Source organism: Kitasatospora sp. NPDC005748, from assembly GCF_040630735.1.
GTDB lineage: Bacteria > Actinomycetota > Actinomycetes > Streptomycetales > Streptomycetaceae > Kitasatospora.
Window position 1 is genome coordinate 24,956 of record NZ_JBEXYD010000005.1, and the last position, 11,781, is coordinate 36,736.

Annotated in this window: 10 protein-coding genes; 9 read left to right on the forward strand and 1 reads right to left on the reverse strand. The window is 75.0% G+C overall.

Going from position 1 to position 11,781, the window contains the following annotated elements; genetic code table 11:
* The first annotated feature begins 31 nt into the window (after window positions 1-31).
* The 9 genes from ABZ495_RS05945 (at window position 32) to ABZ495_RS05985 (ending at window position 9,885) form a co-directional block, all read left to right on the forward strand.
* A complete protein-coding gene (locus tag ABZ495_RS05945) occupies window positions 32-811 on the forward strand; it encodes an arylamine N-acetyltransferase (RefSeq protein WP_359834620.1) in 780 nt (259 codons plus the stop codon).
* Window positions 812-912: 101 nt separating this feature from the next.
* The gene (locus ABZ495_RS05950; protein WP_359807019.1) at window positions 913-2,259 is read left to right on the forward strand and encodes an NAD(P)/FAD-dependent oxidoreductase; all 1,347 of its coding nucleotides are present in this window, start codon (window positions 913-915) and stop codon (window positions 2,257-2,259) included.
* A gap of 161 nt (window positions 2,260-2,420) precedes the next feature.
* The gene (locus ABZ495_RS05955) at window positions 2,421-3,497 is read left to right on the forward strand and encodes a 3-dehydroquinate synthase family protein (RefSeq protein ID WP_359807022.1); all 1,077 of its coding nucleotides are present in this window, start codon (window positions 2,421-2,423) and stop codon (window positions 3,495-3,497) included.
* Entirely contained in the window at window positions 3,494-4,930 is a 1,437-nt protein-coding gene (locus ABZ495_RS05960) for a 3-deoxy-7-phosphoheptulonate synthase class II (RefSeq protein ID WP_359834622.1), read from the forward strand. The genes ABZ495_RS05955 and ABZ495_RS05960 overlap by 4 nt, the downstream gene beginning before the upstream one ends.
* Window positions 4,927-5,754 carry a shikimate dehydrogenase gene (locus ABZ495_RS05965; protein WP_359807028.1) on the forward strand — a complete coding sequence of 276 codons (828 nt, stop codon included), beginning with the start codon at window positions 4,927-4,929 and terminating at the stop codon, window positions 5,752-5,754. Before ABZ495_RS05960 ends, ABZ495_RS05965 begins: the two co-directional genes overlap by 4 nt.
* A gap of 205 nt (window positions 5,755-5,959) precedes the next feature.
* Window positions 5,960-7,120 (forward strand): 3-amino-5-hydroxybenzoate synthase, encoded by a 1,161-nt coding sequence (gene rifK / locus ABZ495_RS05970; protein ID WP_352294548.1) that lies wholly within the window; start codon window positions 5,960-5,962, stop codon window positions 7,118-7,120.
* Window positions 7,117-8,220, forward strand: coding sequence for a Gfo/Idh/MocA family oxidoreductase (locus tag ABZ495_RS05975; protein ID WP_329491274.1), 1,104 nt, complete (start codon window positions 7,117-7,119; stop codon window positions 8,218-8,220). Before rifK ends, ABZ495_RS05975 begins: the two co-directional genes overlap by 4 nt.
* Window positions 8,217-8,912, forward strand: coding sequence for an HAD-IA family hydrolase (locus ABZ495_RS05980; protein ID WP_359807031.1), 696 nt, complete (start codon window positions 8,217-8,219; stop codon window positions 8,910-8,912). The genes ABZ495_RS05975 and ABZ495_RS05980 overlap by 4 nt, the downstream gene beginning before the upstream one ends.
* A 25-nt stretch (window positions 8,913-8,937) precedes the next feature.
* Entirely contained in the window at window positions 8,938-9,885 is a 948-nt protein-coding gene (locus tag ABZ495_RS05985) for an ROK family protein (protein ID WP_359834624.1), read from the forward strand.
* A gap of 51 nt (window positions 9,886-9,936) precedes the next feature.
* Here ABZ495_RS05985 and ABZ495_RS05990 read toward each other — a convergent pair whose 3' ends face one another.
* Complete coding sequence (locus ABZ495_RS05990; protein ID WP_359834626.1) at window positions 9,937-11,598, reverse strand: bifunctional 3-(3-hydroxy-phenyl)propionate/3-hydroxycinnamic acid hydroxylase; 1,662 nt, start codon at window positions 11,596-11,598, stop codon at window positions 9,937-9,939.
* Window positions 11,599-11,781 lie beyond the last annotated feature (183 nt).

An 11,781-nucleotide genomic window follows, 5' to 3' on the forward strand; every position in this document is an offset into this window, starting at 1 on the left:
CCGGCTCGCGGACAAGAGAGGAGATGACGACGTGTTCGACGCGGACGCCTACCTCCGGCGCATCGGTTGCGCCGGGCAGACGCGCGTGGACATCGAGACGCTGCGCACCCTGCACAAGCGGCATCTCATGGCGATCCCGTACAACATCGCCGCCCAGGACTTCACCGACAACATCAACCTGGTCGACCTCGACGAGGACGCCGTGTTCGAGACGGCCGTCGTCGAGGGACGGGGCGGTACCTGCTTCCAGCTGAACCGGCTGTTCTTCCGGCTGCTCGGCACCCTCGGCTACGAGGTCTCCCTGATGGCGGCCAGTACCGCCGAGGGCAGGGAGAACTTCGGCACCGAGATCGAGCACATGTTCGTCCGGGTGGCGCTGGACGGCGCCGAGTGGCTGGTCGACGTGGGCTACCCGGGGCCGTCCTACCTCGAACCGCTGCTCGTCACCGACGCGGTGCAGACCCAGTACGGCTGCCAGTACCGGCTGGTGGACCGGGGCGACGGCGAGACGGCGCTGCAGCGCCGGGGGCGGGTGACCCGCTGGAGCGTGGTCTACACCTTCAAGCTGCTGCCCCGGCGGTGGAGCGACTGGAAGGAACTGGAGGACCGCGCCCGGGAGAACCCGGCGCCGCCCCCCGAGGGGGACATGCAGGGCGTCCTCTACGGCCGGGCGTTCGAGGACGGCCAGGCCGTCCTGAAGGGCCGCCGGCACCTGACGGTCCGGGACGGACGGGAGCGGGTGCGCACCGTCGTCGACGACGACGAGCACCGCGTGCTCGTCGGCACGATCGTGTCCGGGGACCTCCCCTGACCGGCGGGAACACCGCCGGGAGCACCCGCGGGAACACCGGCGGGAGCACTCCCGGCAGCACCATTCGCAGACGATGTACGACAATTCTGGAAGGGAATCCAATGGCGAAGAACTCGGCCGATGTGGTTGTCATCGGCGGCGGCCCGGCCGGCGCGGTCAGCGCCTTTGTCCTGGCCAAGCAGGGTCATTCCGTGGTGCTCCTGGAGCGCGACGAGTTTCCGCGCTTCCACATCGGTGAGTCCCTGCTGCCCTACATGATGGGGCTTTTCGACCGGATCGGCCTGCGCGAGGCGCTGGAATCCCGCGGATACGTCCCGAAGTTCGGTGGCGAATTCATCGACCCGACGGAGAAGAAGTTCTTCTCGGGCGTCTTCCGCGCGGACTTCAGCAAGCAGGGCGAGGGGCGCTTCGACCGCGCCTTCCAGGTCGAGCGGGCCCGGTTCGACGCGATGCTCGTGGAGGAGGCGGCCAAGGCGGGCGCCGAGGTCCACCTGGGCGCCGGCGTCAAGGAACTGCTGATGGAGGGCGACCGGATGGTCGGCGTCAGCTACGAGAAGGACGGCGAGGAGCACGAGGTCCGGGCGACCTACGTGATCGACGCCAGCGGCCGGTCCGGGCGGATCGCCAACAAGTTCGGGCTCCGCAAGACGCTGGAGAAGCTCCGGATGGTCGGGGTGTTCCGGCACTACGAGGGCCTCGACGAGAAGCACAACCTCGGGGCCGAGGGCGACATCCAGGTCGGCGCGCACAACGACGGCTGGGTGTGGGCGATCCCGATCTCCAAGGAGGTCATCAGCGTCGGCACCGTGATGCCGCGTGACACCTTCCGGGCGGCGGGCTCGCCGGAGGCGGCGTTCGACGAGCACCTGAACCGGGTGCCGCGGATCACCGCGCGGCTCACCGGCACCCGGCCGAGCATGGACCTCAAGATCGAGACCGACTACTGCTACCACGCGGACACCGTCACCGGCCCCGGCTGGGTGATGGTCGGCGACGCGGGCTGCTTCGGTGACCCGATGTTCTCCGGCGGCGTGCTGGTCGCGACCGCCACCGCCACCCGCGCCGCCGAGACCCTCGACGCGGCGCTGAAGTCCCCGGCGGACGCCGACGCGCTGATCGACGAGTACTCGAACTACTTCAAGACCGGGTACGACACCTACATCCGGCTGATCCACGCCTTCTACGACGGCGAGCTGGTCTCGGTGGCCGCCGACGCCGGCCGGACCACCTCCCGCGACGCGCTGGAGCGCTACCTGATCCGGCTGATCGGCGGCGACTTCTGGAGCGAGCACAACGCCGTCGCCCAGGAGATGCGCCGGCGCCCGGAGTGGGACACCTTCGCGCCGTTCCAGCGGGTCTTCGGCTGCCCGTCCTACCCGCAGCTCGACGAGCACGACCGCAAGGAGCGGGCCGAGGCCCGCATCCTGCGGGTGACCACCGGCCAGTAACGGCCGGGCACGTCCTGCGCACGCCCGGGATCCCGGCGGCCGACCGCCGCCGGGGCCCCGGGCGCGGGTCCGGGCCCGGGCGGCACCGGAGCAGGGGCCCCACCGCGGGCGCACCACCGAAGAGTCGGCGTTCGACGTTCTACAGGACAGGTTGAAGCGGCGTGAGAGAACAAGTTCCGGTGCGCATCGGCGACCGTTCGTACGACGTGCTCATCGGCCCGGGAGTGCGCTCCTCGCTGGCCGAGGTGATCCGGGGGCTCGGTGCCCGGCGGGTGGCGGTGGTGTCGGCGCGCCCCGCCCAGTGGGTGCCCGACACCGGTGTCGAGACCCTGCTGCTGCCCGCCCGGGACGGCGAGCCGGACAAGAACCTCGCCACCGTCGAGGCGCTCTGCGCGGAGTTCGTGCGGTTCGGGCTGACCCGCTCCGACGCCGTGGTCTCCTGCGGCGGCGGCACCACCACCGACGTGGTCGGCCTGGCGGCGGCCCTCTACCACCGCGGGGTGCCCGTCGTGCACCTGCCGACCACGCTGCTGGCCCAGGTGGACGCCAGCGTCGGTGGCAAGACGGCGGTCAACCTGCCGTCCGGCAAGAACCTGGTGGGCGCCTACTGGCAGCCCGCCGCGGTGCTCTGCGACACCGACTACCTGGCGACGCTGCCGCACCGCGAGATGCTCAACGGCCTCGGCGAGATCGCCCGGTGCCACTTCATCGGCGCCGGCGACCTGCGCCCGCTGGCCCTGGCGGACCGGATCGCCGCCAGCGTGACGCTCAAGGCCGGCATCGTCTCGGCCGACGAACGCGACACCGGACTTCGGCACCTGCTCAACTACGGCCACACCCTGGGCCACGCCCTGGAGGTGGCCACCGACTTCGCGCTGCGCCACGGCGAGGCGGTCGCCGTCGGCACCGTCTTCGCGGGCCTGCTCGCGGGCGTCCTGGACCGGATCGACCCCGCCCGGGTGGACGAGCACCGGGCGGTCGTCGCCTCCTACGGCCTGCCCGGCGCGCTGCCCGAGGGCGTGCGGCCGGGCGAACTGGTCGAGCTGATGCGGCGGGACAAGAAGGCCCTCAGCGGGCTGGCCTTCGTCCTGGACGGCCCGGCGGGCGCGGAACTGGTCCACGACGTGCCCGAGCGGGCCGTCCTGGAGGCCCTGGCGCGGATGCCGCGCCGGCCGCTCGCCCGGCTCGTCGGGCACGGTGCCGACGGGCCCGCCGGGACGGGGGCGGCGGTGTCATGAGGTACTCACCACGCCGGCCGCCCGGCGGCCCGCCCGCCGCGCGGACCGGCGCGGCGGAACGGCTGCTCGCCGACCGCCTCGCCGCCGCGCTGGCCAGGCCCGCCGCGCAGCAGCCCGGCTGGCCGGACCGGGCCCGCACGCAGGAGGTCGTCGCCCGGCTGCGCGCCGCCGCCCCGATCGTCACGCCCGCCGAGACCGCCCGGCTCGCCGAGCGGCTGGCGGCCGTCGCCCGGGGCGAGGCCTTCCTGCTCCAGGGCGGCGACTGCGCGGAGACCTTCGCCGACAACACCGAGCCGCACCTGCGCGCCAACCTCGGCCTGCTGCAGCGGATGGCCCTGGTGCTCGCCCACACCACCGGACTGCCGGTGGTGCCGGTCGCCCGGGCCGCCGGCCAGTACGCCAAGCCGCGCTCCCACCAGGTCGACGCCCACGGCCTGCCGGTCTACCGGGGCGACATCGTCAACGGCGTCGAACCCACGCCCGCCGCCCGCACCCCGGACCCGGAGCGGATGCTGCTCGCCCACGCCGAGGCCTCGCGGACGGTGGCCATCGCCCGCCGGCTCCGCCGGGACGGCCTGGGCGACCCGCACGCGCTGCACGCCGAGAACCTCCGCTTCGTCCGCGACGCGCCCGGGGGCCACCGGTACGCGCCGGCGGCCGAGGAGATCGGCCGCGGCCTGGGCCTCCCGGCCGGCCCGGGAGCCGGCGGTGGGACGGCGCCCGGGAGCGAGGTCTACGTCAGCCACGAGGCCCTGCTGCTGGACTACGAGAGTGCCCTGCTCCGGGTGACGGAGGACGGGCCGGAGCCGCTGTACTCCAGCGGACTGGCGCACTTCCTCTGGATCGGCGAGCGCACCCGCGGGCCCGAGGACGCGCACATCGCCTTCGCGGAGCTGCTGGCCAACCCGATCGGCGTGAAGATCGGCCCGGGCACGACCCCCGAGCAGGCGGTCGAGTACGTGCGCCGGCTCGACCCGCACGCCACCCCCGGGCGGCTGACGCTGATCAGCCGGATGGGGCACGCGCGGGTCCGCGAGGTCCTCCCGCAGATCGTCGAGAAGGTCACCGCCTCCGGCCACCAGGTGGTCTGGCAGTGCGACCCGATGCACGGCAACTCCCGCACCGCGGACAACGGGTACAAGACCCGCCACTACGACCACGTCGTCGAGGAGATCGCCGGCTTCCTCGACGTCCACCGCGCGCTCGGCACCCACCCCGGCGGCCTCCACCTGGAGGCGACCGGGGAGGACGTCACCGAGTGCCTCGGCGGCGCCCGGGGGATCGCCGAGCACGAGCTGCCCGGCAACTACCGGACCGCCTGCGATCCGCGCCTGAACGCCGAGCAGTCGATGGAACTCGCCTTCACCGTCGCGGAGATGTTCGCGGAGACGGTCGCACAGGGCACCGTACCCGGCCCCGGGAGGCCACGATGACCGACGCCCCGCAGCACGCCGTCCCGCCCGGCCCGCCGATCGGCGGGGCCACCCGGCTGTACGCCGTCCTCGGCGACCCGGTCGCCCAGGTGCAGTCACCCGGGCTGCTGAACCCGCTGTTCGCCCGGCTCGGCATCGACGCGGTGCTCGTCCCGGTGCACGCCCGGCCGGGGGACCTGGCCACGGTGGTCCGCGGCCTGCAGCACATCGGCAACCTGGACGGCCTGTTCGTCACCGTGCCGCACAAGGCGGCCGCCGCCGGCCTCGCCGACCGGCGCAGCCGCACCGTGGAGATCACCGGCACCGCCAACGTGCTGCGCCGCGAACCCGACGGCGGCTGGCTCGCCGAGAACTTCGACGGCTCCGGCTTCGTCGCGGGCCTGGCGCGGGCCGGCCACGACGTCCGCGGCCGCCGGGTCGCGCTGGCCGGCGCTGGCGGGGCGGGCAGCGCCATCGCGGCCGCCGTGCTCGCCGCGGGCGCGGAGCGGCTCGCTGTCACCGACCCGGACGGGCCCCGGCTGGCCGCGCTCGTCGCACGGCTGGCCGAGCACTGGCCCGGCCGGGTCCGGGCCTCGGCCGAACCGCCCCTGCACGACAGCGACATCGCGGTGAACGCCAGCCCGCTGGGCCTGCGCCCGGGCGACCCGCTGCCGTTCCGGCCGGACGCCCTCGCGCCCGGCGCCGTGGTGGCGGACATCATCATGCAACCGAGGGAGACGCCGCTGCTGCGGCTGGCGGCCGCCCTGGGGCTCGACGTCCACCACGGAATCCACATGCTGAACGGTCAGGTGGACGAGTACCGCGCATTCTTCGGGCTGCGCTGACGGGTGATCGGCAGGTCGGGGCCGACGACTACCAGAACGAGGGATGCGGGCCGCCGAGGGCGGCGCCTACTGTGAGGCCGCAATACCTTGCGTGAAATCCCAGGGGCCATTGTTCCGCTCTTCCGTCGGCCACGCGCCCCGCCCGCTCAATCCCGCCAGGCCGTCCAAAAGCGGAGACCAGTTCGTAGCGGAGATTTGGAGAGACATGAACGCGCGACCGGCACCGGAATTCCCCTCCTGGCCGCAGTACGACGACGACGAGCGGAGCGGCCTGATACGCGCTCTGGAGCAGGGCCAGTGGTGGCGCATGGGCGGGGACGAGGTGAACTCCTTCGAGCGCGAGTTCGCCGACCACCACGGCGCACCGCACGCCCTGGCGGTCACCAACGGCACGCACGCGCTGGAGCTGGCGCTGCAGTGTCTGGGCGCCGGCCCCGGCACCGAGGTCATCGTGCCGGGCTTCACCTTCATCTCCTCCTCCCAGGCCGCCCAGCGGCTCGGCGCGGTCGCCGTCCCCGTCGACGTCGACCCGGTGACCTACAACATCGACGTGGCGGCCGTGGCCGCCGCGATCACCCCGCGCACCCGGGTGATCATGCCCGTGCACATGGCCGGGCTCATCGCGGACATGGACGCCCTCGGCAAGCTCTCCGAGTCCACCGGCGTCCCGCTGCTCCAGGACGCCGCGCACGCGCACGGCGCGCGCTGGCAGGGCAAGCGGGTCGGCGAGCTCGGCTCGGTGGCCGCCTTCAGCTTCCAGAACGGCAAGCTGATGACCGCCGGCGAGGGCGGCGCCCTGCTGTTCCCCGAGTCGGAGCTGTACGAGGCCGCGTTCCTGCGGCACAGCTGCGGCCGGCCGCGCACCGACCGCCGGTACTTCCACCAGATCGCCGGCACCAACATGCGGCTCAACGAGTTCTCGGCGTCCGTGCTCCGCGCCCAGCTGCGCCGCCTCGACGCCCAGACCGACCTGCGCGAGGAGCGCTGGAACCTGCTGTCCGGCCTGCTCGGCGCGATCGACGGCGTCGTCCCCCAGGGCAGCGACCCGCGGGCCGACCGCAACTCGCACTACATGGCGATGTTCCGGATCCCCGGCATCTCCGAGGAGGGCCGCAACGAGCTCGTCGACCGCCTGGTCGACGCCGGCCTGCCGGCCTTCGCCGCGTTCCGCGCGATCTACCGCACCGACGCGTTCTGGGAGACCGCCGCCCCCGACGAGACCCCGGAGGCGGTCGCCGAGCGCTGCCCCAACACCGAGGCCATCAGCCGGGACTGCGTCTGGCTGCACCACCGCGTCCTGCTCGCCTCCGAGGAGGCCCTGCACGCCACCGCCGCGATCGTCGCCGACGCAGTGGCAGCCCTGTGAGGCATCGCGCCGCCGTCGTCGGGCTCGGCTGGGCCGGCCGGGAGCTCTGGCTCTCGCGGCTCAGGACGCACGAGGACTTCGACGTGGTCGCCGTCGTCGACCCCGACCCGGCGCTGCGGGCGGCGGTCGGCGAGGCGACGGGCATCCCCGCCCACGCGGCGGTGGACGCGCTCCACCCCGAGGACGTCGACGTCGCCGTCGTCGCCGTGCCCAACCACCTGCACGCCGAGGTGGCCGCGGCGCTGCTGCGGCGCGGCCTCGCCGTCTTCCTGGAGAAGCCGGTCTGCCTGACCTCCGCCGAGGCGGACGACCTGGCGCGGGCCGAGCTCGACGGCGGCATGCTGCTGGCCGGCAGCGCCGCCCGGCACCGCGCCGACGTCCGCGAACTGGCCGCGCTCGTCCCCGACCTGGGGCGGGTGCGGCACGTCGACCTGTCGTGGGTGCGGGCCCGCGGCGTCCCGAAGGCCGGCGGCTGGTTCACCCGGCGCAGCACGGCCGGCGGCGGGGTGCTGGTCGACCTCGGCTGGCACCTGCTGGACGCGCTGGCCGCCCTGGTCGGGCCGGCCGAGTTCGCCCAGGTCGTCGGCGCGACCTCCGACGACTTCGTCAACGTCGGCGCCTGGTCCGCCGCCTGGCGCCAGGACCGGCCCGCCGACGCGCTCACCGGCGACGTGGAGGACACCGCCCGCGGCTTCCTGGTCCGCGAGGACGGCATCTCCGTCTCGCTGCGGGCCAGTTGGGCCTCCCACGAGGCCCTGGACGTCTCCCGGATCGTGGTCGAGGGCAGCGCCGGCAGCGCGGAACTGCGCTGCACCTTCGGCTTCAGCCCCAACCGGCAGCCCGAGCCGGTCCTGACCCTGACCCGGGAGGGCACCACCCGTCGGATCGCCGTGCCGGCGGAGCCGATCGGGGCCGAGTACCGGCGCCAACTGGACGGCCTCGGGGCACTGCTGGCCGACCCCGCCCATCGCGGCCGGGCCATCGCGCAGGCGCGTGGCACGGTCCAGCTCATCGAGAGTTTCTACGAGTCGGCCCGCGTTGCCGGCCGGGCGCGATCCGCCCGTCCCGCAGCCGCCCACGAGGAGGTGAGGACCTCATGACCGCCACATCGGCACCCGGGTCCGCCACGACCACGGACAGACCAGCGAACCCCCGGCAGGCGGTCGTCTTCGACCTGGACGGGGTCATCGTCGACAGTTTCGCCGTGATGGGCCAGGCGTTCTCCATCGCCTACGCCGAGATCGTCGGCGGCGGCCCGGCACCCTTCGAGGAGTACCAGCGCCACCAGGGCCGCTACTTCCCCGACATCATGCGGATCATGGGCCTGCCGCTGGAGATGGAGGCGCCCTTCGTCCGCGAGAGCTACCGGCTCGCGCACCAGGTGCAGGTCTTCGACGGCATCCCCGAACTGCTCCAGGAGCTCCGTGACCGGGGCCTGCGGATGGCCGTGGCCACCGGCAAGGCCGGCGACCGGGCCCGCTCCCTGCTCGACGGCCTGGGCCTGCTCCCGTACTTCGCCCACGTGATCGGCTCCGACGAGGTGGCCCGGCCCAAGCCCGCCCCCGACATCGTGCTGCGCGCGCTGGAACTGCTGGACGTACCCGCCGACCAGGCCATCATGATCGGTGACGCGCCGACCGACCTGGCCAGCGCCCGCGGCGCCGGGGTCGCCTCCGCCGCCGCCCTCTGGGCCGGTCCGGACGAGGCCGAGCTGCTCGCGGCCGGCCCCGACGTGGTGCTGCGCCGCCCGGTCGAGCTGCTCGCCCTCTGCCCGGCCCTCAGCGAGCGCTGACCCGACCGCGCGGAGGCGGCACACCATGCGGACCGGCGAGAACGGACCGGCACCGGGTCCCGGCGGCGCGGCGGACGCCGAGGAGGCGCCGCGCTACCTCGGCATCGACGTCGGCGGCACCAAGGTCGCCCTGCGGGCGGAGTCGGCGACGGGCCGGGCCGAGGAGACCTCCTTCGCCTGGGGCCCGGGCCGCGACGCCGACCACGACCTGGCCCGGCTCGCCGAGCACGTCGGCACGCTGGCGGCCCGGTCGGGCGCGCCCTTCCGGGCCGTCGGTGTCGCGATGCCCGCCACCGTCGGCCCGGACGAGCGGGTCACCGCCTGGCCCAGCCGGCCGGAGTGGGCCGGTCTGCCCCTGGGCCCGGCGCTGCGGGCGCTGTTCCCCGGGGCGGCCGTCGTCTGGGCGGACGACGGGGACCTCGCGGCCCTCGCCGAGGCCGAGGCGGCGGCCTGCGCCGACCTCCTCTACCTGGGCGTCGGCACCGGCATCGGCGGCGGCCTCGTGCTCGGCGGCCGGCTCTGCCCGGGCCCGGCGCACGGCTCCTTCGAACTCGGCCACCTGGTCGTCGAACTGGACGGCCCGGTCTGCGTCTGCGGCCGCCGGGGGTGCCTCCAGGCGACCGCCTCCGGGCCCGCCACCCTGGCCCGCGCCGAGCGGCTGCGCGGCGCGCCCGTCACCTTCGACGAGCTGCGGGCGGGGCTGCGGGCCGGGCAGTCCTGGGCCGTCACGGCACTCGACCGGACCGGCCGCGCCCTGGCCGCCGCCGCCGTGGGTGTGGCGGAGCTGCTCCACCCCCGGCTCGCCGTGCTCGGCGGCGGCTTCGCGGCCGGGATCCCCGAACTCGTCGACCGGACGGCCGAGCACCTCGCCGCCCTCGCCCGGCCGGGCCTGACCCCGCTGCCGGTCGCCCCGGCCCGGCTGGGCGGGCTCTCCTCGCTGCGCGGCGCCGTGCTGCTGGCCCGCGGGCAGTAGGGCGCGGGACGGCCCGCCCGGACCAGCCGGTCCGGGCGGGCCGTCGCCGCGTCAGCCCCCGTGGCCCGCCGCGCCCGCCGGTACGGCGGCCGTCAGCCCGGCCCGCAGCCCGTCCACCAGCGCGGCCGCGCCCGCCGGCTCGCCGGTCGCGCCGAACACGTGGTAGTCCGGGCGGACCAGCAGCGCGCTCGCCCCGTACCGCGCCAGGTAGGCCCCGTAGACGCCGTCCGTGTCCACCACCCGGACCTCGCCGGACTCCCCGGCGCCGCCGTCCCCCTGCCCGTCCCGGGTCCGGCCGGCCGGCAGCAGCCGCACCACGTGCGCCCGCAGCCCGGCCAGGAAGGAGAGCCGCTCCGCGCCGAGCCGGGCGTCCGCCCCGGGCGCGAGCAGCAGCACGAAGCCGCGCCCGACCACCTCGTCGAACAGGCCGCGGCCGCCGGGCCCGTCGACCACCCCCTGCGGCACGACCTCGCCGGCCGGCCTGAGCGGTCCGTCGCCCCCGCCGCCGTACAGCAGGCCCTCGGTGAGGGGCTTGGCCGGCTCCGGCCGGGTCGGGCCCCGGCCGTGCCGGTTGGCCAGCACCGTGGCGTCCCGCTCGGCGGCGGCCGCCGGGTCGGTCACGCAGATCACCCGGCCCAGCTGGACCGAGGCCAGGATCGACTCCCTGACCTGCGCCCGGCGTTCCCCGGTGTAGGTGTCCAGCACCGCCTCGTCGGCGAGACCGCGCAGCACGAGGTCCAGCTTCCACGACAGGTTGACCACGTCCCGGATGCCCGAGCACATGCCCTGCCCGGCGAACGGCGGCATCAGATGGGCCGCGTCACCGGCCAGCAGCACCCGGCCCGCCCGCCAGCGGTCGGCCCACCGGGCCTGGAACATGTAGGTGGTGCTGCGCAGCAGGGTGGCGGTGTCCGGCGTGACCCCGAACGGGGCGAGCAGCCGCCAGGCCGTCTCCTCGCGGTTCAGCTCGGCGGCCCGCTCGCCCGGCAGCCGCATGAACTCCCAGCGCCGGTGCCCGGGGCCGCTGCCCACCAGCGTGGTGGGCCGGGCCGGGTCGCAGATCTGCAGGTTGGTCGGTACGAACGCCCGCGGCTCGCGCAGTTCGACGTCGCACAGCAGCCACTCGTAGGAGAAGCCGAGGTCGGTGACGGGGACGTCGAGGTGGTCCCGGACGAAGCTGTTGGCGCCGTCGCAGCCCACTACCCAGCGGGCCGAGACCGTCCGCGCCGCGCCGTCCTCGTCCTCGGCCGTCACCAGGACCCGGTCGCCGTGGTCGGCGATCCCGACGACCTGCCGGCCGCGCTCCACGGTGACCCCGGGCAGCCGCGCGGTCCGGGCGGCCAGCAGTTGCTCCAGGGCGGGCTGGTGCATGGTGTTGGCATCCGGCCAGCCGTACGGGCCCGGGGTCCGGAACTCGATGTCCAGCAGGGTCTCGCCGGCCGCCGTCCGCCACTGGTAGCCGGAGGCCGGTTCGGTGATCCCGCCGAGGTCCGGGCCGATCCCGCAGGCGGCGAGCAGCCGGGCGGTCTCCCCGTCGAAGCTGGTCGCCCGGGGCAGTGTGTACGGGCGCCGGCGGCGTTCCAGCACGGTCGTCCGCCAGCCGTGCTGGGCGAGCAGGACGGCGAGCGCGGCCCCGACCGGCCCGTTGCCGACGACGACCACGTCCGTGTCCGTCGGGCCGGTCGGGGGCTCGTGCGGTGACACCTTGGGCATAGGGACCCCTCATCGCAGGGAGGCGGCGGACCGGTGCGGACCGGTGCACGGCGGGTGGGCACGGCGGCGGGAACGCGGCGGAGGAGTGCGAAGGCGCGCTGCTCGGACGCCGCGGCGGCTGCGCGCGACAACGGGGCGCGACAGCCCTGGCAGGAACATCGGAAGACTACTACCGCGACCCGC